This is a genomic window from Undibacterium sp. Ji42W (assembly GCF_049340405.1).
Classification (GTDB): Bacteria; Pseudomonadota; Gammaproteobacteria; order Burkholderiales; family Burkholderiaceae_D; genus Undibacterium.
This window is the reverse complement of sequence record NZ_JBMPOV010000012.1, coordinates 68,453-94,265: the sequence shown is the minus strand read 5'-3', so window position 1 is coordinate 94,265 and position 25,813 is coordinate 68,453. Positions and strand designations below refer to the sequence as shown.

The following is a 25,813-nucleotide window of genomic DNA, read 5'->3' as shown; positions in this document are numbered from 1 at the left end:
CCAAGCTACGCTCCCTATGCCGAACATCTTGCATCGGCATCACCTCAACCAATCACAACGCCACCATCACCTCAAAACCACCATAAATCATGCGCTTGCCGTCGCAGGGCATGGGGTTGGCTTCCTGGCTTAAACGTGGGTCTTGCATGACTTTTTCCCATCCGGTATTGCGCGCTTCTTTTGATGGCCAGGTCATCCAGGAAAAGACCACGGTTTCATCTTCCTTGCATTGCACGGCCAGCGGGAAGGAAGTCAGCTTGCCGTGTGGCACATCATCACCCCAGCATTCGACGATGCTGAGCACGCCGTATTCTTTGAAAACCGGTGAAGTTTTTTCCGAATACAGGCGATAGGCTTCCCGGTTGGCATTAGGCACTGCGAGTACAAATCCGTCGACGTAGCTCATGCTGAAACTCCTGGTCTGGCAAAGATAAATGAAGGATGAAGCTAATGGATTTTCTTATTATCCAGCGCATCAAAAAAACAGCGGTATTTGTCGCTGTGCTTGAATTCTAGTGCAAAGATTTGGCCTGATGTTAAGTATTTTTTGTCATCAGGCTATGCGCATGCTCCGTTTGATTTTCTTTGCACCTGCTTCAATTTCATCCAGAATTGGTTCTGGATATAAATCAACTTAATCCAGGATTGATTTTGAATGTACACCAATGTAATCCAGTTCTAGCCCGGCTGATTCCTGATTCCCTTAACCTGATTCCTGATTCCCTTACCCCTCCATCCATCGCAAGCCATGCGATGACGTGCAAGATAAAAAAATTTGGCGATTTTCAAAATTTGCGGCAAGATGATGGCTGCGAATTTTGTCGTCCGTACCAAGCCCACAGCGGACGAATCAACTGCATCTGTCAACCCCGATTTGAAAGTAACCCCATGCGTCTCGCCTACTCCACCTGGCCCGAAATCACGGCTTTTCTGGCCGACTCCAAGACCGTCATCATCCCCATAGGCTCGAATGAGCAACACGGCCCCATGGGCTTGCTGGGTACGGACTGGATGTGCCCGGAGATCATCGCCACCGCTGCCGAAAAAATCGCCCAGAAAAACGGCCAGGCCATGATGCTGGCACCTACCTTCAACATCGGCATGGCGCAACATCACCTGGGTTTTGCTGGCACGATTTCGCTGCGGCCTTCGACCTTCATGGCGGCGATTGAAGACTGGGTCTTGTCGCTGGCGCGCCATGGTTTTGACCACATTTATTTTTTGAATGGCCACGGCGGCAATATCGCCACCATCGAAGCGGCTTTCTCGCAAATTTATTCGCATTATTCGTACAACAACAAGACCTGCCCGCTGACGCTGCGGTTGAAAAATTGGTGGGACTTGCCTGGTGTTGCAAGCTTGTGCCATGGAATGTTCCCGGTCGGCCATGGCTCGCATGCGACACCATCAGAAATCGCGGTTACCTATGCGGCTTATCCAGAGCAGGTGCGCCAGGTAGAGCTGACACCAAAAATCCCGCCGACTGGCCCGATACTTGATGCCCTCGATTACCGCGCCCGTTTCCCGGATGGCCGCATTGGTGCCGACTCCAGTCTGGCGACGATAGAACTGGGGCAGCAGATCATCGATACTGCGGTAGCTGGGTTGCTGAGTGATATCAAGCTATTTAGTGCTGAACAAAAGCCTGCTTGATAGCACTCATCGCCACTGACAGCCGTCACATTGATTCATAAAGCTGCTGAAAAAATCATCAACATTTCCACATGGAAATCTGGTATTGTTTTCCTGGTAGCCCGATGCTGAAAGAAAAAGTGTGGTCTTTGCATTGTAAAACCTGCCTGCAAAGCCTACTCTGGATTCGCCGTTGTTCGTGACGGTCAGGCATTTGGCCACGCCATAAAAACACATACCGGAGACATCATGAGACAATTTTTCAAAAGCATCCTTGTCGCTTTATCCCTGTCATTACTTGTCCAGAGTAGCGCATTTGCCGCCGAACATGCCACGGCACAAGAAGCAATCGACATGATCAAAAAGGTCGTCACCTACTACAAAGCGAATGGCCCTGAAAAAACCTATGCCGCAGTGAATGACCCCAAAGGACAGTTCATTTACAAGGATTTATATGTGTTTGCCGGTACAGTCAAACCGGGTGGCGTTACCCTCGCTCATGGCGGCAACCCCAAATTGCTAGGCAAACCCCTGGGTGAACTGCGTGATGGCGACGGTGTTTTTTTCGTCAAGAAAATCAATGAAGTGGCAGGCAGTAAAGAAGGTAAAGGCTGGGTCGATTACAAATGGCCTAATCCCGTAACCAAAGCGCTGGAGCAAAAAAGTACTTATGTAGAACGGGTAGATGAGATTTATTTTGCTTGCGGCATTTATAAATAAATTTGACCCAGCTTCATCACAACAGGCTGTATTTCTTGGCAAACCCCTATGCTGACTGGCCGTGATTGTTTCAAGACGGCCAGCAGCAATCAAGCTCCCTTCTTTTGTCTGATGGTAAAATGATAGCGTGCAGCCTCGCTGCGCTGTTTTTTGACTGTTTTAGACTGTTTTTATCCCCCTGTTGCATCCTGATCTACCCACATTAGCTGGATACTTCCAGATGCACGGGATGCATTTGCCCTCTATTTTTACCACTTATTTTTATGCCATATATCGGAGCAGGTTTTCATTTTCTCATCGCCCTATTTTTTGCGGTGCACGCAATGCGCAACAAACGCGAGATGTACTGGCTGATGATTTTGTTCATGTTCCCCTTGCTGGGTAGCGCGGTGTATTTCTTTGCAGTATTCTTGCCAGAATCACGCCTGGAGCGCGGTATGCGCAAAACAGTCATTGCCGCTGCCAAAAGCCTCAACCCTGGCCGCGAACTGCGTGAAGCACAGCAGGCATTTGACCTGGTACCGACAGCACAAAACCAGATGCGTCTGGCAAATGCCTATCTGGATGCCGGTGATACTGCCAAGGCAGTGCAACAATACGACATCTGCCTGCAAGGGCCTTTTGCCAGCGACGCGGTGATCCGCATGAATGCCGCCGAAGCAAAGATCTTGCATGGTCAGGCTGAAGAGGCCATCACTTTGCTCCAGGCAGTACGCAAGGACCAACCCAATCACAGGCCAGAACAGCAAGCACTGTTGCTTGGCAGGGCCTATGTGGCTGCCAGCCGTCAGCAAGAAGCAGGCAACTCCTTTGCCGATGCCGTCGCCCGTTTCGGCAGCATGGAAACCCGCGTTGAATATGCAGTCTGGGCCTTGCAGGCAGGCGAAAAAGGTATCGCTGATGCGCAATACGCAGAAATCCAGCAAAACATGAGGCACTGGAATAGCGATACCAAAGCCATGAACCGTGATTTGGTCAAGCGCCTCAACAGCGCTTTTGCTGGCCGCAAGTGACAGATGTAGGGTGCGCCGTGCGCACCCTCGTTGAAAAATACGATTGCTGTTGATCAAAAAACGGTGCGCATGGCATACCCTACTGGATGTTATTAAATTGTGCTCACACTCAATGAAAAGCAATCGATACGTTAGCGTAAAATATTCGCGATATGTGTAATTTCGTAGGGTGCGCCGTGCGCACCACTCTTAAAAATACGATTGCTGTTATTCAAAGACGGTGCGCACGGCGCACCCTACAAGGCTACTCAACTCAACAAAACCACACTCAACGCCAGCATCACCATGACCCACACCAGGCTGCTGCGGCGGCTGATCAGGCCGAGAGAAATCAGTGCGATGCCGAATGTCAACGGATAAAGACTGTGCAGGCTGGCGGAGAATATGGTGCACAAAAAAACTTGGAAAATCCGGCCTAACATGCCATGGCGGCGACTGAGTTTGTTTTTCTCTGCTGCGGTATAGTTACTTGTAGCTTCTGCGGTATCAGGCTGCCTGAACTCGGGAATCATAGCAGCTTTCTTTTCGTCCTTCGCAGCTTGCTTCACTGCCTTTTTCTCTTCCGCTACTTGCAGCGCAGTTTGCTCCAGCACAGGTGCAGCCGCTTCCTGCACTTGCCACCAGTTCTGGCCGTTTGCTCTTTGCGGTGTCTTGCCGCTGGCAACTTGCTGGCGTAGCGTTGGCCTGGTTGTACGTGTGGCTGACTGCGCAGCTGCATATTGCGCACGCAATGCCTTGATGCGTTGCAGCCAGGGCTTGCCTTTTACCGGATTGACCATGCAGACATAGCGGGCATAGCCCTCCAGTGCGCCAAGCACATCGGTATTGCCATTCCAGTGATAACCAGCCGGGCCATTTTTTTCTACCTGGTGCAGGGTCGCGCGGAAGCGGTGCAGGGTTTTGGCATCGATAGTCGGGCTGTGATTGACGACGATGCCGGTGACCTCCTGCTTTTGACTGTAGCGCATGATGTGCTGCTTGTCGGGGTGCAGGGTGAAGCCTTCATCGGCGATGATCTGTTTGACGCGCCACAGAAGTTTGCCGACAGGTGGACGTTCTTTTTGCTTGCTGGAAAACGTCAGGTCATCGGCATAACGGGTATATACAAAACCCAGCTTGGTCGCTGCGGCATGCAGGCGCTTGTCCAAGGTATGGCACAAAATATTCGTGATCATGGGGCTGGATGGCGCACCCTGTGGCAGGCTGCGTTTTTTACCCGCGACAAAATATTTCTGTGTATCGACGCGCACCTCTTCTGTTGCCTGTTCCGTGCACAGCAAACCCAGCAAGGTGGCGATTTGATCACCATAACCCAGTGATTTGAAAACACCTTTGACGCGCGGATATTCTATGCCGGGGAAAAAGTCTTGCAAATCGAGGTTGATGACCACGGCCTGCCCCACATGCGGCAAGGCATTGCTGAGTATGGAATGCTGCGGCAAGAAACCATGCGCCGCCGGATGGCATGGCACGTTGGCGAGTATGTGATCCAGCACCCAGTACTGGCAACGCTTGAGACGCGGCATGGGGGCAGAAATAAAACGCTGGCCGCCAGTCTTTTTGGGAATCGCAAAACGTTGGTAGTGGCTGACCTGGCTGACCTTGCGCTGGAAACTCATGAAGCGCAATTCGGCCAAAGGAATGCCGATTGCCGTTGCCAGGTCAAGGGATTTTTGCAGTGCTGGCAATTGATAACATGCCAGCTTGTCGGTATTGGGGCTGGTGTAATTCAAACCAGTGGAAACACCTTCGCCCAGATAGCCTATGTCGCTTTTGCGCTTTTCTTGCCAGGCCAGTGCCTTGGCATGCCGCAATTGCGCATGTTTTTGTTTGTTCAGCTCGCGGTTTTCTTTCGCTGCCGCCATGCGCTGCTTGCGCATATCACGCAAGGCAGCCTTGGGGTCTTGCACGCGGCGTAACTGGGCAGTTAACGCGTTCAACTCGTTACTGAGTTGTGCTTCACGCGTGATGAGTGCATCTGTTACCGATGGCTTGCCACTGTCGGCAGGCCAAAAACCCAGACGGCGCATTTCTTGCAAGACCACGGCATCTTTGGTGGTCGTGCGCAGGTGGGCATACAATTCATCGCGTGTCATCTGTGACAAGGGTTTGTCAGATGTTGGCTGTTCGGCTTGTTGTGCTGACTGCTGGTGTTGTGTCATGAAGCTGGTCTCAGTTTTCTTTTGGCACGTTGACATCGGCAAATATCAGCAGATATCACTAATTGCAAAAAGAATTCACGTTTTCCAAATAAAACAAAAACGGTGAGCCAGACAATAGAAGGAAAAGCGGCAGGAAGCTCATCGAAGAGCCTTCAGACTGAGAGGCTCCACTCGACGCCGGAAACGACTACCGGCGTGATGGGGTTCACGGAATCCACATCGTCATCACGCCGGTAGTCGTTTCCGGCACAGTGAAGAGAAACTCAGTGATGCATAGCTAAGCAAAAAACATGGATGGCGATACACCATCCGGATTGCAAGAGCCTTCCTGCCAAAATCTATTCTAATGTCCGGTTCACCTCCTGTAAATAACTACTATGTAAAAATTTTGTAACTACTTTTTACTTCAATGGCTTGCACAAAGTCATTTAAAAAGTACAGCGAACTCATTGAAACTACTTTTCCATCCCACAATTAATTCTTAATAGGACTTACGCAAAATTGTCCCAGCAAGGCTATCGCTTCAGTAAACCGTCCTTGCAAGGACGGTTCGTTACGTTGGCGGACAACATGTTGTCCGAAACCCCAACTACACCGCAGCGACGAAGACAGTACTTTAGTACCGAATTTTACTCACTGCTGGCGCTGCAACGCAGTTGGGGCGGTTTTGCGTATGTCCTATTTATTAGCGACTTGTCGTATGGCGAGCATATGTTCACAAGGCCCGCGGAACATGCGGTTGCGCACGTAATAATCGCAACTGCAACTGCCTTCCACCAGCCTGTCATCATTGTCCAGCCTGATCATGGTCTTGCTGAGTTTCTTGGTATTGGTGATGCTGGCACTGACACTGGCTTTCCATTCGATGCCACCACCGACAACGTGGGCAGACTGCAAATCAAGCAAGAGGTTTTTGTGTACGAGCTGCGCTGCCAGGGCTTCACGTTCACTGGCAAAGCGCAGGCTGGCGACGTTGATGGGTTCGCGCACCAGATCGCGCCAGCGTGCCACCTGATCCACCGCGTCATACACCACGCGGCCCGCTTGCATGAGTCCGGTCAGGGCTGATGCCACCAGCTTGCTGTCGAGCTGCAATTGCTGCGCCAGGCTCGCGGTGCTGGCTGACCATTGCGAAGACAAGGCATGTGCTACAGCTTGTGCTGTCATGTCATCGACATCAAGGCGCGGCGCCAGCAAATCAAATTGCCCAGCGCGTGACCAGTCGTTCGCTGTCCAGCCTGACAAGCCCAGGGTGTAATCCATCTCAGGCAGATGGGCAATCCAGAAGCTGGGCAAGCCTGTGCCCATGAGCATGACGCTGAACTTGTCGGCAACGGCAATCAGCCTCTCCAGCGTCAGCAAGCGGCGGCGGCCCCATATCCTGACCTCTGCCGCCTCCTTGCCAGCAAAAACAGAGCGCTGACAGACGAGCTTGATGCCCCAAGGTTCAAACAGCATGGTGATGGGCTGGCCTGGCTCAAGGATGAAGCGTATTGAACGTGGCCCTACCCGCTCAGTCTTGCGGCGCAGGATGTGGCAGATGCTGTGCACGTCCATGGGGTGTAAATCGAGCTTGTGGCCTGGCAGCGACATGGCGGTACTGACTTGCAAGAAGCCACGCAGCCAACTGTCAGGCAAATCGATCTTGGCTTCATGGTATTGCTCGTCATGACCAGTTTGTACCTGGAAGCCATCTGCCTGGATTTCAAAGCGGGTTTCTTTATAAGCGCGTATCTTTTGAAATTCATCATACAGGGCGGACGAATAATCAATATTGGTGGTGCCGCAGGCAAATTCGCCCAGGTGTTTGAAGACATTGTGGCGGCAACTCAGGCTGGCATAAGTTGATTCATCACGGCTGAAGCATTCAAAGAAAACCTTGTCGGGATGCACGGTGATGACAGGGTCAAGGACAATCCACATGTCGCGATTTTCTTTGTACAGGTAATCAAAGTACTCGCGCTGGGCCTGATAGAAAGGCTGCATGAGACCATATTTTTGATTCTGTACCTTGGTGAGTTCGGCACGCAGCGGCGTGATTTTTTCACGCAACTCTTTTTCCTGCGCCATGAAATCTGCCAGCAGGCTGGCTTCATTGTCTGCCAGCCAGGCAAAGTAAGCTGTCCTGTCCTTGGGCTGGGTGCGCAGGTCGGATACCACCACATCATGCATAGCACTGATGGCTTCGCGGTAAGCCAGCGCCAACGTCGGTTGCAGGGTGGCGGCAAAATACGTGGGAGTACGTAAAGTGTCAGGTGCGAACTGCATGCTGGTGGCAGTGGCGCTGTCATTCACCTGGCTATTGCCAAAATAGCGGTATTCAAACTTCATACAGACTCCGCAGAAATGGTGGCTGCATCATGGTGCAAGCGTGGAGCGATAAGCTGCATGGGCCAGTCATTTACTTCAGCCAGTGCCGGATAAGTGGCCTGCAATTGCGTCAAGCCCAGGATGTATTGCGCCTTGTCCTGTATCGCTACGGTCAATACCTGACGCGTAAAAATCCGTGCGACAAATTGTGCATGCGCTTCAGACAGCAAACCCTGATTCTGCAGGAAACGGATCACGCGGTTCTTGACCGTGCGGGCCTTGTTCACATGTGACAAGACACTGAGGAAATAAGGACGCAGTTGCTGAAGGTGTTGCAATGCCAATTGCTGATCACTGTACGCCAGCACACTTTGCTCCAGCCACTGGCTGACAAACAATTGCATGTTGGCCGAGGGATGCTGGGCAAGGCTCAATACGTATTCTGCGGCATCCTCAATACGGAAGTGGCGGGTAATCAATTGTCTGCCCAGTCTTTGTATGGCAGCTTGCTGATGGTCACACAGGGCCAGCAACTGGCTCAACGACCATTCGTCAGCACTGATATTGCGGGCAAAATAATCTGCCGCAAAAGAGCGGGTTTCTGGCCAGCGGGTATCGAGTATGCGCAGTGCATCGTTGAGGTTTGCGCGTACTTCAGGCACATGCTGGTTGAAGTAATGTTGCGCCCGCAAGCGCACTTGCAAGACCGCGTGCCTGCCTAGCAAGGCCCATTGCAGGACGCTGAGGCTGGCGGCCAATGTACCGCTTGTCTGTATCAACAGCATGGCACCTAGCTCTTGCGCGCCCTTGCTGCGGGCCTGCAACAGACGCCATTGCATATCGACAGGCTGTGCCAGTATTGCTGTCAGCAAAGGGCCGCTACACCAGTTGATGATGTCGGCATGCACGCTCTCTTCACCATTGGTATTATCGCTACGGAAAATCACATCGATAAAGTGTGCCAACAATTTTTCAGAAAAAGTCGCATCAGTAGCGAGCTGCGTAATCACTGGTGTCATGGCCGCTCGCACACGCGCATCCAGCGCAGTTGCCAAGGTAGCGACCAGATCAGGCTGCTGGCGCAATACATCGACTGGCAAAGCTGCAAACAAACGGCTGCCCAGGCTTTGCCTGCCGGGGTCTGTATCCTGCAACAAGTCGCGCAGTGTCAGTGGTGAGACATGGGCAATGCCTGCCGGGTGGGCCAGCAAGATATCGGTCGCCAGTGCCTGTTGCCAGAATTGTGTGGCCTGTAGAAAGTCGCACCAGACGGCGATATCGTGATCAGGCAATTGTGCGACCTGCTCAGCCAGCACATTCTGGATCAGCCATTGCAAGTCATCGCGCAAAGTGTCGATCTGGTTTGTCGTCATGGTGTTCTGTCTTGCCCAGATGGACAAGCGGCTCAGGATGATCTGTCGTGTTGCAACAGTTGTGCCATGCGCCAGCAAACGGCAAGTTTCGCGCACCCCTTGCGACGGGCTGGTGATCATCGCAAGGACCAGGCCAGCGTCTTGTGCATACAGCTCTGGCGTCTTGCGGATAAAACCCAGTGCAAAATCTGCGGCAGGCTGATAATCCGTCGCCAGCAAAATCATTAGCCAGTTGAGGTCTGGCGTTTGCTGTGCAAAGCGTCGTTTGACAATGGTAAAAGCAAATTCTTTGGTTGGCAGAAAGGCGCTTTGCAGCAAGCCTTGTACTTGTTCCATACTCAATTGCTGGCAGTAAGCCTGGTTATCCACCAAAGCCCGCGCGGCAAACACATGCACGCCATGGCACTGGCTGTGCTGCATCAGGTAGAGCAATTTTTCTGGTGCGGCATCCCATAGTTTGGGGAAAGCTTCCTGCCGTTTTGTGCGCGGCGGGTAATCGAGATTATCTGTCGTCGCCGGTATCCACCATTTGAGCGTGGTACGGCTGGTCTTGACATCGCTATCATGCTGATGCACAAGCTGGTTGAATACCATCCATCTGGCATAGGGAGAAAGGAAACGTAGTTCTGTCGTGTAAGAACGACTTTGATAGTTCCAGTTCACCAGTCTTTGTATATGTGCCTTGTCTGCGTGCGCATCGTCGCAGGCCAGCAATATGCCCGTTGCCATGTTGGTGAAATCTGCGCTTTCAAGCTCGCCCAGGCGGCGCAGTGTGCGCCAGGTGCGGCGGCGCAGGTAATCACGCGTCAGGCTGGAATAGGCAACACGGGTTTGCGGCTTTTTGACTTCATCGGCATAGCTGACATAGCGCCTTTCCAGATATACATAACTGGTATTGGAACTCAGCAAAAACAGCGGCCAGGCTTTTTCAACACGCTGGTGCAGGATGCCGAACAGTTCAGCATCAGCTCTGAATTCCGCGGTTTTGTATAAATGACGGAAGGCGCGGAACACCAGCAGGTTCACCGGTAAGTTACGCAACTGTTGTAGCAACAAGGGCCGCGCCAGTGGCGAGATGCCAGCCTGATCTATCATGTCCAGTTGCTCCAGCCAATCATCATGACGCCAGTCTTTCCAGGCTTTGGCTGATAGCAAGGCGAGCAAGACTTTGTCCATGCCTTTTTGCAGGTCGGCTATTTGCTGCGCTTTTTGCCACGCAGCGTGTAAATCAGTGGGCCATTGCGTAATCAAAGCCTGCGCATATTGCTGCGCCTCTTCTGGCGATGCCAAAGCCAGCCAGGCTTGGCTTGCCATATGTTTGACATGCGTTTCTTCGGAACGCTGGCTCAGCTCATGCATGGCCTGTCTGGCACCAGCATCGCCGCAACGGCCTACGGCGTAGGCGATGCAGTAATCAAGCATGGCATCGGCACTGCCCAATAACTCTACCAGGCGTGGCACGGCAGCAGGCAAGCGGCGTTCGCCTATGCGCCAGACCGTGCGGCTGCGCTCAGCGCGTGACAGGCCCGACCATACGCGTGGTGGCAGGCGGTCAAGCAGGATTTTTTCCTGCCCGGATACAGAGGCTGGCTTGCTGATTTTTTGTACCAGGGTTTGCGAAGAATGGCCCCATTGCATGGCATCCGCATTGACCTGGTCCTGCGTTGCTCGGGTAACTGGCATAGCTGGAGGTGCAGATATATCAACGAAACCCTGCTCCAGTTTACTGGCCAGTATCTGGGCGTAGAGTTTTTCTGCCTGTTCAAGACCAATGGGATATGGGGTTCTCGTGCTTTCCTGCCATTCGGCATCAGGATGACCTTCACGCACATTCACCAGATACAAGGGGGCTGCACCCTCGCCCTGCGGTGCCTGTGATAACTCGATTTCGCAATGCCGCTCTGTGGGCTGCATGCGCGCCAGCTTCACCAATTTAATCATGCCCTGCATAGCCATGCTCCGGAAAATGTCGCCAGCCGGACCAGTAATGTCAGTATTCCGGCATCATAAAGCGAAGCATTATGACATCGATTATTTTGTCAGCAATACATACTTACGTTTAGCTACAAAGATGATTTCATCGCTATTACACTATGAAATATGCATACAAAATGCACATGTTACAATGCCCGCATCAATCACATTACAACATTTCCCCGGGGAACTTATGCACTATCGTCTTATTAGCCGTAATGAACAAAAAGAAGTCGTTAAATCCACAGAAGCTGGCGATGATTTCATGGCCGCAGTCAGCCAGGGCGCGCATTTGCGCCATGAATTGAATGCGCCTTTCCAGGTCGACCTGATCTCGGTCACCCACGATGGTGAAGAGCACAAACTGGCACAACTCGGCGGTTTCGCCTAAGGCCGCAGACATCCATGGCCAACCAGGATACCGTATTGATTTTGCAGGGCGGCGGCGCCCTGGGTGCCTATCAGGCGGGCGTATATCAACAATTGCATGAAGCAGAAACGCCGCTGGACTGGATCATAGGCACCTCTATTGGCGCCATCAACACTGCGCTGATTGCGGGTAACCCGCCAGAGACGCGTATTGCGCAAATGCGGGCATTCTGGGACAGCCTGGCACCGGATGCAGTCAGCCGTGGCAGTTTCTGGCCGACCTTTTCGCCATGGATGAACCTCACCAACAACCTCAATACCCTGACTGCCATTACGCAGGGTGTTAATGGTTTTTTCAAGCCACGCTTTGGTGCTGCCTGGGACATCAATGCCAAGGTACCGATAGAAGAAGCCGGGTTTTATGACACATCCCCCCTCAAGGACACGCTGGAAAAATATGTGGATTTTGACTACCTTAATGATGGCCATATCCGGGTCAGCATTTGCGCGGTCGATATCGACAGTGGCCAGGGTGTGGTGTTTGACAGCAAGCGCGGACGTATAGACGTTGAACACATCATGGCCAGCGGTGCATTGCCACCTGGCTTCGCACCTGTGAAGATAGGTGACAGGGCCTACTGGGATGGTGGCGTATATTCCAACACGCCGCTTGATGTTTTTCTGGATGAAGAAAGAAAAGCAGATGCGCTGTGCTTCATGATCGATCTGTGGGACCCTTCAGAGACTCGTCCACAGTCTATCGCTGGTGCCATGACGCGCTATAAAAGCATACAGTACGCAAGCCGTTCGGCAGAACAATTGCTGATCTACCAGCGCATCCAGGATTTGCAACGCGCCGTACGCACATTGACCGAACATCTGCCAGCATCAGAGCGCAAAAAAGAAGCGTTGAAACCGCTGATGGAGATGGGTTGCGACCACACCATCAATGTCGTCCACCTCATCATGAAGGCACTGCCAGACGATAATTATTTCAAGGATGTCGATTTCAGTTTGGCGACCATGGAAGCCCGCTGGGCTGCCGGTATCCACGACTGCAAACGTGCCTTGCGCCACAAGTCATGGCAAAAACCTTTGCCACCGCATGCGGGGTTGGTGATTCACGAATTGCCGCAGGAGTAATCGAGGGGGAACGAAGCACTCATGCAGAAAACCCTGAACAAGCATAAGGCAGTGTTTGAGACCTGATTGATATAATGATCAAGGTCTCTTCCTGCTAATCTTCATTTACAATCCCTTGAACAGATGTAGATACAGGCGGCTCACTTGCAGGCGGTCTGGGTGATTGTGCAGATTGAGCATGAGCTTGCCATTTCCCTCACGCACGGCACTGGCAATGGCATCACAGCGCACGACGGTGCCACGGTGGATTTGCCAAAAAACTTGCGGGTCCAACTGGGGCTGTAGCTCACGCAGGGAGATGCGTATCAGGTGTTCACGGGTGGCTGTCACTACCCGCACATATTTATCAGCAGATTCCAGATAGATGACCTCGTCCACCGCCACCATGTTGATGGTATTACCGGCCTGGACTTGCAGTACGCGCAAAGGTGTTACTGGTTGCGTCGAATGCTGAACTGCTGGCTGCGCTGTTGGTGCCAATGCATGCCCTGCTTTGCTGTCAAGCAGACTGCGCAATTGCTCTATCAAATCCGGAGTGGCAGCACTAGCTGGTAGTGACACAGCCCTGCCCCTTTGCTGCAAGGCTGCCTGCACACGACTGCAGGTATGCGCCAGGCGCTGCGGTTGCACTGGTTTGAGTACATAATCAAAGGCAGCCCACTCAAATGCTTGTACTGCATATTGATCATAAGCAGTGACAAACACAATCAGGGGGAAGTCTGTATCATCATCTGGCCAGTCTTCTGCCAGCGCTTGTGCCACTTCCAGCCCTGTCATGCCCGGCATGTGGATGTCCAGAAAAAGCACATCGGGTTGCAACGCCAATGCCTGCTGCAAGGCGGCAGTGCCGTGGGTGACATTCGCCAGCACGCGCAGGCCTGGCCACAACTGTGCAAGTTCAGCTTGCAGGTTGGCAGCGAGCAGGGGTTCGTCTTCAGCAATCAGGGCAGTGGCGTTCATCTACAGTGCATTCCTGGTTTAGTTAATCGTCTTGCTGGCAGGCAGAAGTGGCAAGCGTACGAGAGCCATGCTACCGCCCTCTGCATCATCGGCAGCATTTAGCTCAAGGCTGCCCGCTTTGCCATACAGGGCGAGCAGGCGCTCGCGAACTTGCTGCAGGCCGAAGTGTGTACCAGCTTTGTCATGGGTGTTACTTGGATCAGGATTGCCATGTCGGGACTCTCCAAGCCCGATACCGGTATCACGTACGCTGAGCAAGAGCACGCCTGCTTTGCACCGTGCAGTGAGCTCGATGCGCCCGCCATCCAGAACCGGGTCCAGCCCATGCTTGATGGCATTCTCTACCAGTGGCTGTAACAGCAGGGGTGGCACCATCAGGCTGCCCAGTTCAGGTGGTAAATCGAGACGATGGCGCAGACGACTGCCCATGCGTATTTCCATCAAAGTCAGATAGTCTTCGATGCGGGAAAATTCGGCTGCCAGCGTATGTGTATTGCTGCGAGAAGCCTCTAGCGTGGCCCGCAAAAAGCCTGTCAGGTGATCCAGCATTTCCTGCGCGCGTGGCGGGTCCAGGCCGATCAATACGCGCAGGTTGGCCAGGGTATTGAACAGCATATGCGGTTCTAGCTGGGATTCCAGCAGCTTGAGCTGGTTTTCGGCGGCGGCCCGCAATGCGATTTGTGTACGCATTTCCATCAAGGCCATACGCCCGCGCATATACACCAGGAAAACCAGGCCCGCAGTACTGACAAAGACAACGGACATGACCATCGTCAGTGTGCGGACATTGCGCAAGACCTCGCTGGGTTCACGATGCTGACCAGTCAATACATTCGCCAGCAAGGTGCCAAAATAAAATCCCAATACGCCAGAGATGATGATCCACGGACCCATCCAGCCCCAGCCCGGCCAGTTATACACAGCGCCCGTGTGCTCTGGCTTGTACTTGCGTAAATACCTGACCATGCCATAGTGACCGCAACCCAGCAAGACCTGTATCAAGAATCCTATGCAAGCGACGTACACCAGCGTAGTAAAGAAAGGATCGCGAAACATGATGCTGAAGTAACAGGCCGCTACCAGCATCGCTGGAATACTGATGCGCAAGTTGCGCCACAGCCTGTCAGAGCTACTGGGTAAATCAGGCAAGAGAGTGGGCGGTGGTGCAGACATGATCAGTGGATTATGCGTTAATTACGAGCAGATGGAAACAGGGTTTGCACTTGTCCCTGCTCCTGCACTTCTTTCACCTTTTTTCCCTGCTCACGCGCCTTCAGTTCGTCCGTCGTACTGCCAACGCCATCCGGTACCCAGCCCGGTGGCATCAACAGGTAACCAAAAAATGCCCGTGGATTGCGCGCCTTTGCCAGATCACGCAGCAGGCTGAACCATTGCGCCAGTTCTATCTTCAACGGGTTATAACTGGTGATGGGCTGCACCAGGCCATAGCGGCAAGGCAGGTCTTCGCGTTCAGCAACATAGGTCCTGAACATGCGGTCAAAAATCAATAACACGCCACCAAAATTGGCATCCAGGTATTCAGTATTAGCCGCATGGTGCACGCGGTGCGCAGACGGGGTATTGAGAATGCCTTCCAGCCAGCCCAGCTTTGGTATCCAGGTCGCATGTATCCAGAACTGGTACAGTAAATTCAGGGTCAGCACAGAAAACACGGTGCGGATATCAAAACCCAGCCAGATCAGTGGTGTAAAGAATACCGCCGTGCCAGTCAGCTTGCTGAGTATGCCTATGCGCACTGCCGCCGATAAATTCAAGTCATTGGGTGAATGGTGTACAGCATGGGTACTCCAAAACCAGCGCACTCTATGGGCGGCCCGGTGATACCAGTAATAACAGAATTCCTGTCCTATAAACAATAACAACAGGCTCAACCCGGTATTGAGCTGTATCGTCGTCAACCTGTGCACATAAGCCCAGTGCACCAGCGGCGTGGCTATCGACAAAGGTAATAGGAGATTCACTGCAATCCGGCTCACCAGGTCAAATGCCGACACGCCAAATGCGCGCCAGTCATACCGCTGTCTGAGCGACAATACGATACCTTCTATCAATGCCAGCACCAGCACGACAGGGGCCGCAACAAACAGCAGGTAGTAATCTAAAGGCTTCATGGCATGACTTCCGCAAGAATGACAAGCTCGATAAACAAGATGAGGATTCTGGGTCAGCAAGATCTCGATCAATTTCCGCCATGCGGCCAGGCGTCTGTGTTCCTGAGCCCGGTTTGCGAAAGTCGGTATTGATGTGGATTTGCGCCCTACATCCCTATGCTTGATCAAAGCAGCTGCGGCTGCCACAGGCATGCGACGAAAAAAGCCTGGTCGGGCGCGAAATGACAGAAACGCGGCGTCAAATTTTTCGGTCGTTGGATTTGCCTGGAACAGGCATTGCGGGAAATGTGCACTTGCCAAGCGCACTTCGGAATTTGGGTAGGGTGCGCCACGCGCACCACTTTTTATCTAACCCGTAGTTGGTCATGGTGCGCACGGCGCACACGACAAAATTTACACTGTACGCTTGCGCAGATGATGCAGTGCCAACGCCAGCTGCGTGCCGACGACAGCATTGTTTTTCACAAGCGCAATATTGGTTTCCAGGCTGCGGCCTTCTGTCATATGCTTGATGCGGTTCAGCAGGAAAGGGGTAATGGCCTTGCCAGTGATGTCCATCTCGTCTGCCAGCTTCAGCGCTTGCTGGGTGATGGCTTCAATCTCTTCTTTTGGCATGGCAGATTCAACCGGCACCGGGTTGGCGATGACCACGCCGCCGTTTAATCCCAGGTTCCATTTGGCATGGATGAACTCGGCTTGTTGCTCGGCAGTGTCGAGCTGGAAGTCTGCCTTGTAGCCACTGTCGGCAGTAAAGAAAGCCGGGAAGGATGCTTGGCCGACACTGACTACGGGTACACCATGGGTCTCAAGATATTCCAGCGTCAGGCCTATGTCGAGTATGGATTTGGCACCAGCACAGACCACAGCAACCGAGGTGCGTGCCAGCTCTTGCAGGTCGGCAGAAATATCGAAGCTGGTTTCAGCACCGCGGTGTACACCACCTATTCCGCCGGTGACAAACACTTCTATGCCTGCAAGAGCTGCGCAGATCATGGTGGCGGCAACAGTCGTTGCACCGAGCTTGTTATTGGTCAGCGCATAGGCCAGGTCGCGGCGACTGACTTTCATGGCGTCTGGCGAATTGCCCAACAATTCCAGTTCTTCTTCATCCAGGCCTATATGGATTTTGCCATTCATGATGGCGATGGTGGCAGGCACAGCACCACCGTCACGGATAATTTGTTCCAGTTCACGCGCAGTCTGCACGTTTTGCGGATAAGGCATGCCGTGCGAGATGATGGTGGATTCGAGTGCCACCACAGGCTTGGCCGCCAAACGCGCAGCGCGGACTTCGTCGGATAAGACCAGGTAAGATTGCATGATGTTTCCTTTTGTAGAAAAACAGGATAGGTCGTGTACTAGTTGCGTATTAGTCGAGTATTAATTGCGCATTAGTTGTGCATTAGTTGCCCATTAAGCTTCTTCAAAAATCATCGGGCTGATCGTTGCTGCCACTGTCGCATCGCTTTCCAGCGTCAGTTTTGCCAGCTTCAATCCATATTCACAGGCCAGGCGCAGGTCGTCTGGCTGGCGGCACAAAGACCAGGCTACCCCAGCAGCAAAGGCATCACCCGCACCTGTGGCATCGCGCACGCTGGCTGCTGGCGCAGGCATGTGCTGCATACCGCTACTATTGGTAAAAGTCACGCCTGCCACCCCCCTGGTGACGATAATGTCTTGCACGCCACGCTGCTGCAATTGTTTGCAGGCTGCTTCCAGTTCTGCCTGGTTTTGTATGCCATGTCCAACAGCGGCTGCGAGTTCACCCTGGTTCAATAATAGCAGGCGCAAGCCATGCAAATCCTGCGGCAGGCGTGCCATCTTTGGTTCAGACACGGCCACGGCCATCAGCGGCATGGCCTGTTGATGCGCTTCTTGCAATAACAAGCCTATGCTATCTGTCGGCAAATTCAAGTCGATGATGGTGAAGGCAGCATGGCCGCGCTGGGTGTGGCGGCTATGCAGGTAATCTGGCGTCAGGGCATCGCAGCATGCCATATGCGCCAATGCCAGCACCATGTCGCCCTCATCATTGAGCAAAGCAGTGTAGCTGCCGCTATGCACGCCAGTCGCTTGCAAGCAGGCTTTGACATCAATGCCAACGGATTGCGCATGATCAAGCATGCTGCGCCCGGCAGCATCGTCACCCACCGCGCACAAAAGACGAGTGGGCATGCCCAGGCGTGCCAGGTTCTCGGCAATATTACGGGCGACGCCGCCAAAGGCTTCATGCTGGCTGACCGGGTTGGAGGTGCCCATCTGCACCGGACCTAGCGTGCGCAACTTGCGGTCTATATTCGCGCCGCCTATACACACCACAGGCCGCTGGTCTGGCAAGACATAAGCCCGCCCGAGCAACCGTTTTTCACGTATCAGCGCCGCTATATGACCCGCCACGGCAGAGCGTGACAAACCCAGATGGTCTGCCAGCTCTTGCTGCGAGATAAAAGGCTGCGCAGCGATGAGTTGATAAAGTTGTTCTTTTTTGGAGGAGGGGGTAATCATAAACAAATCATAAACAAATCACAAACAAATGTTCGCCATTAGGGACAATTGTTTATAATGGTAAACATTAGTTCGCGCATTGTCAAAGCATAAAACACCACGCTTGCATTTCTTATCCATTCTGCATCACACTTGCAGTTTTATTCACTTTACTGCGGTGCATGCTTACACTGACTCGCCTCGCGCTTTCCGTTCTGTTTTGCAGCTTGATGCTGGCACCAGCGACATCATCTGCATCTGCGACGACAGACATTCCATGGGTATGGCATTCCAGCGCTGCCCCTGCTGATGCGAAGCAGATTGGCCTGCTGCTTGATCATCTTGTTATTTCCAGCACGGGGATAAAACTCAGGCGCAGGATGAACCGGCTCGTCGTTGCTCCTGGTGTGCAGGTCACACCTGTGGTGCATGTGCAAGTTGATCTGGCTGCGACGCCTGTGCTTGGACAACAACACACCGACGCCATTAACAAAGCTATGCTGGCGGCGGCCAGGCGTAGCAGTACAGGCTGGATACAACTTGATTTTGAGGCGATGGAGAGCCAGAAACCGTATTATCTGGAACTGGTGAATGGCCTGAAAAAAAGCCTGCCAGCAAATATCAAACTCAGTGTAACGACCATGGCAGCATGGTGCAGTGAGCCCGAATTGCTGGCCAGAATAAAGGCCGATGAAATCGTCCCCATGTTTTTTAAAATGGGTAGCAATGCCAGCCGATATCAAGATCGTCTGATCTATCATCCTGAACAACTGGCCCCACAATGCCGCGATCAGGCTATCGGCTTTTCTGTGCAAGAAACACCTTCATCTAACGTACACCAGCGTTATCAGCGTCGCTACTGGTTCAATGACAAAAACTGGCATGTCGATGCTGTTTTCATGCCTTCCAGACCATTTTTCAAAGGGGAATAATTTGCATCCACATCTGAATCATCTGTTCCGGCTGGCTGCCATCGGCAGTTGTACGGCACTTTTTGTGCTATCCACATCAAACGCACATGCGGGGTCGAGGAATATTCCCACCTATGAGCGGGATGAAAGCGAAAGCAAGGACGGCATAGTGAAGCGTCTGCGGCCAGACAGTGAATACAATCAGCAGTATAAATCCGGTCGTCTGGGTGTCTTGTTACCATCCTACGAAAGAAGTGCGCTGTACCTGGCCTACCGGGCATTGACACTTGATCAGCAAACCCTGAAAAAACAGGAACAGGATACACCTGCATACGCGTTTGAAACCGACATACCCAAGGGCGGCATGGACGCGTGGACGGCACAAAGAGCGAGCGTCAGCGACCAGCCACTGCGTCGCCCGCTGGCCGAAAACAGGAGCTTTAAAGGCCGGGCCTATGGCGGCTACCTGAATTGCACTATCGGAGCCTACAATTTTGCTGCAGAGACACTAGGAGCCTTGAAGTCCAATAACAAGATCAGTAAATCTGCGGTGCAGGAATGGGTGACAGCGCAAGATATCGTGTTCGATTTATGCGGTGACCCGGAAGCGAATACCACCAGCGTAATACCACAAGATTTACCTGCCTCCACTCCCGCGTATTTACGTCAGTTACGCCAGTATCAGATTGCCACTGCGTATTTTTATGATGAAAAATTTGATGAAGCCTTGCGACGCTTCGACGCCATTGCAGCGGTTAAATCCCACCCTATGTCGGGCTGGGCCAGCCATGCCAGCTTGCGCGCATTATTGCGTAGCGGCAGCCTGGATGACAACCTGGATAAACGCCTGATTGACATCAGGGCCAGCAATGATACGCGTGAGCAAAAAGTAGAGGCATACAATCGTGCCCTCAGTGAAAAACAGCGCAAGATGGCGCAAATCTATACCCAGATAAAGGCGCGCGCCAAACTCATACTGGCAGATAAAAGCCGCAGCAAACAGCATCAGGCTGTGCAAAAGCTGCTGACCCAGGCCGCTCTATATATCGTCCCGGAACAGGTATATACCGAGCTCAGCAATCAACTGGGCCGCTTTGACAAAGACGTGCAAGTCAATGGCCAGCTCGACAATTGGAGCAGTCTGGGCGACCGTTTGCTTGATTACCGTGGCAATCTTGATCTGCTGGTCAGCCTGCGCAAACAGCAAGAGTACTTTGACTGGATACGTACCATACAGGCTTGCTCTGACAATCCTGATTCACCCAATTATTCTGGCCTATGTACGCAAGAGCATCAGCATGCACTGACCCTGTGGCAAAAGACCAAGGCAAAAACCTGGCTCATCGCCAGCCTGATGACCGCGCGTGAACTGACACCACAAGTCGAGGCGACATTCGCCCCGGCCTTGCAGGCAAGCGCAGACAGCAAGGAATATTTAACGGTACGCTATTACATCGCCAGGCTGATGCGCCAGGCGGGCCGCCGTCATGAAGCCGTCGCCATCATCAAATCAGTGCTGGCTGTGGATGGCACGTCGATAGACCCGGCCATCTTGCCGGAATCGGCCAGTGCGAATAATCTGTTCAGGCAAGAAATGCTGGCGATGGCAAAGACTGAGGCAGAGGCGCTGCCCTATCTGTTACGCGACTCTGCATGGCGCATAGGCGCTGATGCAGATGCCTTATTAAACCGTTACTTGTCTTCAGAAGACTTGTTGCGCCTGGCAAAAAAACCGGCGACCGACAGCCGCATGATAGAGCAACTGTTGATGGCCGCCTGGTGGCGCAGTGATATGGTGGGCAAGACTGCCACGGCAGAAGCAGCAGCCCGCCTGCTGCTACCCAGCCAACCTGCCATGGCTGCCGGTATCAATGCCTATCTTGCCACCAATGATGCAGAACAACGCCATTATTACCTGGCCAGGCTGGCGATGGTTTTCCATATGTCGCCGCAAGTTTACCGCATCAGGGAAAAACTTGGTGCAGCCAACAACCGCTTCGTGGCAGCAAACTGGTGGTGTTCATTCAACCCTGAGGATTTCAAGTTACAAGCACGCATACAGCGGGTCACGCCTGCTAGCACCGACATCAGCAATGATATGGTCCGCAGTGAAGCAGAGTTGAATAAACTCAGACAACTCGGCACTGCCGCAGACTGGCTGGCCAGGATAGTCTTGCTAAGAGCCAAATCCACACCGAATGATCCGGCCCTGCAAGGCATGGCAGACGCCGTCATATTGTCTGAAAAGCTGGGCTGTATCAGCGCCGACAGCGATGCCCTGGTCAACGCTGTCAAACTGGTGCGGGCCAGCATGCCACCCAGCAAAGCAGCGCCGAATGTCAGACCTGTGGCAGGAACGGCAAGACCAGTCAGCGAAGAACTGGTGCGTAACATCTATGAAAAAGAAAAACAGCGCACTGCCGGGAAACAGCAATACCGTGTATCCCACATTCTCGTCAAAACCGAAGCGGAGGCCAAAAGCGCATTGAGCAAAATACAGAATGGCGCCAAGTTTGACGAAGTTGCAAGGCAGGTTTCCATAGACCCTGGCTCCAAAGATAAAGGTGGTGACCTCGGTTGGTCATTGGCGGATGTCTACGTCAAACCATTTGCAGATGCCATTACATCAATCGACAAACCTGAGCGCTACCCCACGCCTGTACAAACTGCTTTTGGCTGGCATTTGATTGAGGTCAAGGGCATACGACCATTCGTTTTCCCCAGCTATGAACAAGCAAAGCCGTATATCGAAGAACAATTACGGCAACAAGGAAACAAGCAAATAAGTAAATAAGTAAATAAGTAAAGAAACAGTAAGTCCGTAAAAATCAAGTAAAAAGTAAATTGGATCAGTACAGATGGGTGCAGCAAACTCTGCACCCATTTTTCAATTCAGCGTTTGCTTTAGCAACCCATCAGCGGGCACTACGCCTTCAATTCTGCGGTGAGAATCCCTCCTTCCGTTGGTTGCAAACATCCGGCTCAAAACAAGCCCCTGGGAACGGGATGAGTTATTTCACAACAATTAACATATTTACTAATCTTATTTACAACTTTAGATAAATAAATGTTAATCTTATTCGGCAGATTTGCCCCAGAGCCGGGATATATCTTCAACGCAATAATCTTCAACAAGTAATGCTTTTCTGCATAGGCATTCAAGCTGACGCACCAGCACATCAAAACAAAACTACCGGGAGGGAAACCATGAACACGTCTGATCGCAAGCAACGCAAGTCTGCCCACGCAGTGAAACTGACTACCAGCATCACTTTGCTGGTTACGGCTTGCCTTTGTCCGCTGGCACAAGCACAAATCCTGCCGCCTGATGCCAAACCAACCTGCACGACCTCCACCCCGGCCAATCCCGGTGGCCCAGCGCCAATTCCATTCGCGCAATGGTTTGAACCAGCCGTGGTCACCAACGGTGGCCTGGTCAAGGCTGCCGATAGTGTGAATTTTGCTGATGCGTCGGCATGCAGTTTTTACCAATGGTCACACCAGATGTTTTTATGGCTGACCTCACCCACGCCCAAGGGGCTTCCCGGTGGCGATCATATCTTCTCTTCTTCGGCTTTCTATGGTGTATCGCCAGCTGCCGGTGGAGCACGCAACTTCATACCGCAATTGACCAGGCAGGCGATGAACTTCAGCCCTTTGCTGCGGCAACTGGGGCCGAATAATCTGCCCGTGGCCTTTGACAAGTCCGGCAAATTGTTTGAAGTACTCCCACCCAAGCTGGCCCCGAGTGGCAAGGCCACGACGATAGACAAGGCTGGCAAAACGGTAGAAATAGACCATGCTGAAGTGGGTGCGGCTGGCAAGGTCAGCCTGCTGGCCAAGGGTGGCAAGCAGATAGAACCTGATCTGCTTGCCAACCTGCGTGCCCGCCTGCCCAAAAAGCAAACTGCCTTATTGACCGCGGCAAGTACCGACAGCAATATCGTGCAAAGCTTCAAGCGGGATGCCAAAGGTGGCCTGATTTATCTGGATGCAGCAGGCAACGAAGTCGATATGACGATAGGCCAGGCGGGCGGCAGCAATGTACTGGTCGCACAAAACGGCTCGCTGGTGTATTACTCAATTGCCGCGAATGATTTGTTTGCTTATTTCCTGACGCAGAGAAAAGCCAATGCACCAGCAAACCTGATGTATCCAACCACGGCACAAGAATTGGCCGACGTGGTTGCCTATGCCAAGAAAGCCGGCCTGCGTGACCTGGCAGCGCCAGAAGCGCTGGCTGTTGAAGTGAAGCTGGCATGGATAGAAACCACGGGTTTTGATGAAGCGACCAAAAAGAAATTCATCATCATTGATGCTGAAATACCAGATGTCAGCATCAACCAGCCAGCATCGCTGAAACAGGGTGCAGTCAAGAACAAAAAAACCAAACTGGCACTGGTAGGCGTGCATGTGGTTGGCAGCGCAAAAGGGAATCCAGAGTTGATCTGGGCGACCTTTGAGCACATGGATAACACCCCCAATGCCGAATACAAATACATCGACGTCAATGGTGTGGAAAAACTGGTGCCGCAAAATACCAAGGGCAAATGGCTGTTCAGCCAGGATGGCGCAACAGGCCCTTTCAACCAGACTCTGTACAAGGCGTCTGGCAATACCATCACTTGCACCGATACCAGCAAGCCTTGCATCGTCAAACCCAATGACACCATACGCTGGAAGCCCTGGGGTGCGGCGGCCGACCAGAATCCGCGTCAGGCTGATCCTACCCATGCTGGCCCGGTCATCACTCCGCCAGAATCCAACACTGACCTGGTGTCCATCAACAATAGCGTCATTTCACAACTGGCATCAGGTGATGTGCGCAAGAATTATTTGATGATAGGTTCTACCTGGACCACTGGTGGCCGCGCACCTGATTCAGACAAAGCACCAGCCACGGCCATCAACCAGGTCGGCACCAGCAGGCTGGCCAATACCACGATGGAAACCGTGCATCAGGGCTCGAATATCAATTGGGCTGGCGGCACCAATTGCTTTAGCTGCCACAAGAGTAATACTGTCACTGTCAGCCATATCTGGAATGAGCTTAATCCCTTGCCAAAAACCTTGTTGAAAGCAAAAACCAAGTAAGCGGACGAAGCGAACAGTCATGACCAAGCGTCATTACCAACAAAAAAACCGCAGACTTTACAGGTCTGCGGTTTTTTTCTTCTTTGATCTATTTCTTTGCTCTATTTCATCCCCGTCAGCCACACCAATTGCTTTTACAGTGCGGATAACCAGGGTTTTGTACTTCACTTTGTATTACCGGTATCGCCAATATAGGTCAAAAAAATTGCGCCGTATGTTCGTCAGCGTACGGATGCAAAACTTTATTGCGCGCATCCTGTGATGGCATTGTTATGTGACTATTTAGAATTTTAATTAACTAAGGCTAATCCTATGAAAATTTCCATCCTTGTTTTGACACTCGCTGCTGTAATGGCAACTACTGCTTGTGACCGTAAACCTACAGAAGTTGCTGTTCCAGTGCCTGTAGCCGTACCAGTTGCTGTGCCAGTTGCAGTACCTGGCCCTGCTGGCGCACCAGGAGCGCCCGGCGCAACTGGCGCCCAGGGTGAACCAGGAGCCGCAGCCTCAGTCGGTGCCACTGGCCCGGCAGGTGCAGATGGCAAGCCAGGTGAGCCAGGCAAACCAGGCGACACCATCGTCGTCGTGCCACAGAAGTAAGCCTGCTGGCAAGTATGTGCCTGTCGTTGTTTCCTTGATTCAAGGTGTCACGACACACGCATGCTTGCCACTTCATCGTCTTTCTTTACATGGGTGAATTATGGTTCAGCTCGTCAATCTCATTATCTATCTTGTTGTATTCGGCCTGATCTGGTGGCTGGTTGGCTTCTTGCCTTTGCCTGCTCCGGTGGCCCAGGTTGTGCGCGTGTTGTTCATCGTCTTGCTGATCATCATCGTGCTGTCTGCCTTTGGTATCGTGCCTGGTATACACATGCCGCAGCTGCGCTGGTAGATTTCAGCCATCTTACGGCTCGCTACTTTTGCGGGCATGCGGATTCTATTGCATGCCTGCTCCTCTCCTTGCATTTCCTGTCTCCTTTTTCCACTCCCTCACCTATCCCCCTCGCGCCTCTCGCACGCCTTTTCTAATTTATAAGCCGTAACAGGAGCAGAAAGCGTAGAAGGCGGGTTAATCGCTCTCGCCCAGAGACAAGGCTATACCAAAGTCAAATCTGAAGCCTTCGTAGACGAGCAAACTCACCAACAGAAATATAAAATCACAGGTGTAGCACCAAATACTGGCAGTGTAGAAGAAATCTACATGACAGCTAATGCCAAAGCCGTGAAAGGTAGTCCGCCCAAACTCCCCGTTACTAAAGAGAGCGAACCAGACAAGTCATTGGATGGTGAAAGCAAGCCCGCATCTCCCATGCATATCATCCGGGATAAATTATCGGCTGCAAGCCCCAACAAGGATGCGGGCGAGGCACTAGACTCACCTCAGCTTGCGGCAGCCAAACCAGTACTAATCAATAAAGAAGACAGTGGCGGATTGCTGATGGGCGACGACACCCGCTCCAGCCACCTTGTCACACTGGCAGAACCAACATTGCGCCGCCCTGTACCAACCTGAGCCTGACACCTTAGCTCAGCGAC

General features: G+C 52.5%; 20 protein-coding genes. 11 read left to right on the top strand and 9 right to left on the bottom strand.

What is annotated here, in order from left to right; translation table 11 throughout:
* Positions 1-52 precede the first annotated feature (52 nt).
* Positions 53-406, bottom strand: a complete 354-nt coding sequence (locus ACO0LG_RS23865) for a DUF1428 domain-containing protein (protein WP_423030126.1) — start codon at positions 404-406, stop codon at positions 53-55.
* Positions 407-888: 482 nt separating this feature from the next.
* Between ACO0LG_RS23865 and ACO0LG_RS23860 the strand changes: the two genes are divergently transcribed.
* From ACO0LG_RS23860 to ACO0LG_RS23850, 3 genes are all read left to right on the top strand, one after another.
* Positions 889-1,653: a creatininase family protein gene (locus tag ACO0LG_RS23860; protein ID WP_423030124.1), complete on the top strand. Its 765-nt coding sequence runs from the start codon at positions 889-891 to the stop codon at positions 1,651-1,653.
* Positions 1,654-1,881: 228 nt separating this feature from the next.
* On the top strand, positions 1,882-2,352 hold the full coding sequence (locus ACO0LG_RS23855; RefSeq protein WP_423030122.1) for a cache domain-containing protein: 471 nt from the start codon (positions 1,882-1,884) through the stop codon (positions 2,350-2,352).
* 323 nt (positions 2,353-2,675) lie between these two features.
* A complete protein-coding gene (locus tag ACO0LG_RS23850; protein WP_423030120.1) occupies positions 2,676-3,365 on the top strand; it encodes a tetratricopeptide repeat protein in 690 nt (229 codons plus the stop codon).
* 248 nt (positions 3,366-3,613) lie between these two features.
* On the opposite strand, the gene ACO0LG_RS23845 is transcribed toward ACO0LG_RS23850, so the two are convergent.
* The 3 genes from ACO0LG_RS23845 to ACO0LG_RS23835 form a co-directional block, all read right to left on the bottom strand.
* Positions 3,614-5,527: a reverse transcriptase family protein gene (locus ACO0LG_RS23845; protein WP_423030118.1), complete on the bottom strand. Its 1,914-nt coding sequence runs from the start codon at positions 5,525-5,527 to the stop codon at positions 3,614-3,616.
* Positions 5,528-6,205: 678 nt separating this feature from the next.
* Complete coding sequence (locus tag ACO0LG_RS23840) at positions 6,206-7,858, bottom strand: SWIM zinc finger family protein (RefSeq protein ID WP_423030116.1); 1,653 nt, start codon at positions 7,856-7,858, stop codon at positions 6,206-6,208.
* Complete coding sequence (locus ACO0LG_RS23835; RefSeq protein WP_423030114.1) at positions 7,855-11,160, bottom strand: hypothetical protein; 3,306 nt, start codon at positions 11,158-11,160, stop codon at positions 7,855-7,857. The genes ACO0LG_RS23840 and ACO0LG_RS23835 overlap by 4 nt, the downstream gene beginning before the upstream one ends.
* A 217-nt stretch (positions 11,161-11,377) precedes the next feature.
* Between ACO0LG_RS23835 and ACO0LG_RS23830 the strand changes: the two genes are divergently transcribed.
* Positions 11,378-11,575, top strand: coding sequence for a hypothetical protein (locus tag ACO0LG_RS23830; protein ID WP_423030112.1), 198 nt, complete (start codon positions 11,378-11,380; stop codon positions 11,573-11,575).
* 14 nt (positions 11,576-11,589) lie between these two features.
* Positions 11,590-12,696, top strand: a complete 1,107-nt coding sequence (locus tag ACO0LG_RS23825; RefSeq protein WP_423030110.1) for a patatin-like phospholipase family protein — start codon at positions 11,590-11,592, stop codon at positions 12,694-12,696.
* Between the two features lie 105 nt (positions 12,697-12,801).
* Here ACO0LG_RS23825 and ACO0LG_RS23820 read toward each other — a convergent pair whose 3' ends face one another.
* From ACO0LG_RS23820 to ACO0LG_RS23800, 5 genes are all read right to left on the bottom strand, one after another.
* A complete protein-coding gene (locus tag ACO0LG_RS23820; protein WP_423030108.1) occupies positions 12,802-13,656 on the bottom strand; it encodes a LytR/AlgR family response regulator transcription factor in 855 nt (284 codons plus the stop codon).
* An 18-nt stretch (positions 13,657-13,674) separates the two neighbouring features.
* On the bottom strand, positions 13,675-14,829 hold the full coding sequence (locus ACO0LG_RS23815; RefSeq protein ID WP_423030106.1) for a sensor histidine kinase: 1,155 nt from the start codon (positions 14,827-14,829) through the stop codon (positions 13,675-13,677).
* Between the two features lie 17 nt (positions 14,830-14,846).
* A complete protein-coding gene (locus ACO0LG_RS23810) occupies positions 14,847-15,788 on the bottom strand; it encodes a sterol desaturase family protein (protein ID WP_423030104.1) in 942 nt (313 codons plus the stop codon).
* A 393-nt stretch (positions 15,789-16,181) separates the two neighbouring features.
* Positions 16,182-17,108: a pseudouridine-5'-phosphate glycosidase gene (locus ACO0LG_RS23805; protein ID WP_423030102.1), complete on the bottom strand. Its 927-nt coding sequence runs from the start codon at positions 17,106-17,108 to the stop codon at positions 16,182-16,184.
* A gap of 93 nt (positions 17,109-17,201) precedes the next feature.
* Positions 17,202-18,293: a PfkB family carbohydrate kinase gene (locus ACO0LG_RS23800; RefSeq protein ID WP_423030100.1), complete on the bottom strand. Its 1,092-nt coding sequence runs from the start codon at positions 18,291-18,293 to the stop codon at positions 17,202-17,204.
* A gap of 161 nt (positions 18,294-18,454) precedes the next feature.
* Between ACO0LG_RS23800 and ACO0LG_RS23795 the strand changes: the two genes are divergently transcribed.
* The 6 genes from ACO0LG_RS23795 to ACO0LG_RS23770 all read left to right on the top strand — a co-directional run bounded on the left by ACO0LG_RS23795 (position 18,455) and on the right by ACO0LG_RS23770 (position 25,790).
* Positions 18,455-19,204 (top strand): hypothetical protein, encoded by a 750-nt coding sequence (locus ACO0LG_RS23795; protein WP_423030098.1) that lies wholly within the window; start codon positions 18,455-18,457, stop codon positions 19,202-19,204.
* A gap of 1 nt (position 19,205) precedes the next feature.
* Entirely contained in the window at positions 19,206-21,977 is a 2,772-nt protein-coding gene (locus ACO0LG_RS23790; protein WP_423030096.1) for a peptidylprolyl isomerase, read from the top strand.
* A gap of 413 nt (positions 21,978-22,390) precedes the next feature.
* Positions 22,391-24,277 carry a hypothetical protein gene (locus ACO0LG_RS23785; RefSeq protein ID WP_423030094.1) on the top strand — a complete coding sequence of 629 codons (1,887 nt, stop codon included), beginning with the start codon at positions 22,391-22,393 and terminating at the stop codon, positions 24,275-24,277.
* Positions 24,278-24,589: 312 nt separating this feature from the next.
* Entirely contained in the window at positions 24,590-24,877 is a 288-nt protein-coding gene (locus ACO0LG_RS23780) for a collagen-like protein (protein WP_423030092.1), read from the top strand.
* Between the two features lie 100 nt (positions 24,878-24,977).
* Positions 24,978-25,169 carry a Thivi_2564 family membrane protein gene (locus ACO0LG_RS23775; RefSeq protein ID WP_422952219.1) on the top strand — a complete coding sequence of 64 codons (192 nt, stop codon included), beginning with the start codon at positions 24,978-24,980 and terminating at the stop codon, positions 25,167-25,169.
* A 309-nt stretch (positions 25,170-25,478) separates the two neighbouring features.
* On the top strand, positions 25,479-25,790 hold the full coding sequence (locus ACO0LG_RS23770) for a hypothetical protein (protein ID WP_423030090.1): 312 nt from the start codon (positions 25,479-25,481) through the stop codon (positions 25,788-25,790).
* Positions 25,791-25,813 lie beyond the last annotated feature (23 nt).

Excerpts from the sequence above, each read along its gene's own strand:
- ACO0LG_RS23815 (WP_423030106.1), bottom strand. The coding sequence starts at position 14,829 with ATGTCTGCACCACCGCCCACTCTCTTGCCTGATTTACCCAGTAGCTCT.
- ACO0LG_RS23850 (WP_423030120.1), top strand. The coding sequence starts at position 2,676 with ATGCGCAACAAACGCGAGATGTACTGGCTGATGATTTTGTTCATGTTC.
- ACO0LG_RS23795 (WP_423030098.1), top strand. The coding sequence starts at position 18,455 with ATGCTTACACTGACTCGCCTCGCGCTTTCCGTTCTGTTTTGCAGCTTG.
- ACO0LG_RS23820 (WP_423030108.1), bottom strand. The coding sequence starts at position 13,656 with ATGAACGCCACTGCCCTGATTGCTGAAGACGAACCCCTGCTCGCTGCC.
- ACO0LG_RS23780 (WP_423030092.1), top strand. The coding sequence starts at position 24,590 with ATGAAAATTTCCATCCTTGTTTTGACACTCGCTGCTGTAATGGCAACT.
- ACO0LG_RS23835 (WP_423030114.1), bottom strand. The coding sequence starts at position 11,160 with ATGCAGGGCATGATTAAATTGGTGAAGCTGGCGCGCATGCAGCCCACA.
- ACO0LG_RS23860 (WP_423030124.1), top strand. The coding sequence starts at position 889 with ATGCGTCTCGCCTACTCCACCTGGCCCGAAATCACGGCTTTTCTGGCC.
- ACO0LG_RS23865 (WP_423030126.1), bottom strand. The coding sequence starts at position 406 with ATGAGCTACGTCGACGGATTTGTACTCGCAGTGCCTAATGCCAACCGG.
- ACO0LG_RS23825 (WP_423030110.1), top strand. The coding sequence starts at position 11,590 with ATGGCCAACCAGGATACCGTATTGATTTTGCAGGGCGGCGGCGCCCTG.
- ACO0LG_RS23830 (WP_423030112.1), top strand. The coding sequence starts at position 11,378 with ATGCACTATCGTCTTATTAGCCGTAATGAACAAAAAGAAGTCGTTAAA.
- ACO0LG_RS23840 (WP_423030116.1), bottom strand. The coding sequence starts at position 7,858 with ATGAAGTTTGAATACCGCTATTTTGGCAATAGCCAGGTGAATGACAGC.
- ACO0LG_RS23845 (WP_423030118.1), bottom strand. The coding sequence starts at position 5,527 with ATGACACAACACCAGCAGTCAGCACAACAAGCCGAACAGCCAACATCT.
- ACO0LG_RS23800 (WP_423030100.1), bottom strand. The coding sequence starts at position 18,293 with ATGATTACCCCCTCCTCCAAAAAAGAACAACTTTATCAACTCATCGCT.
- ACO0LG_RS23805 (WP_423030102.1), bottom strand. The coding sequence starts at position 17,108 with ATGCAATCTTACCTGGTCTTATCCGACGAAGTCCGCGCTGCGCGTTTG.
- ACO0LG_RS23775 (WP_422952219.1), top strand. The coding sequence starts at position 24,978 with ATGGTTCAGCTCGTCAATCTCATTATCTATCTTGTTGTATTCGGCCTG.
- ACO0LG_RS23785 (WP_423030094.1), top strand. The coding sequence starts at position 22,391 with ATGAACACGTCTGATCGCAAGCAACGCAAGTCTGCCCACGCAGTGAAA.
- ACO0LG_RS23810 (WP_423030104.1), bottom strand. The coding sequence starts at position 15,788 with ATGAAGCCTTTAGATTACTACCTGCTGTTTGTTGCGGCCCCTGTCGTG.
- ACO0LG_RS23770 (WP_423030090.1), top strand. The coding sequence starts at position 25,479 with ATGACAGCTAATGCCAAAGCCGTGAAAGGTAGTCCGCCCAAACTCCCC.
- ACO0LG_RS23855 (WP_423030122.1), top strand. The coding sequence starts at position 1,882 with ATGAGACAATTTTTCAAAAGCATCCTTGTCGCTTTATCCCTGTCATTA.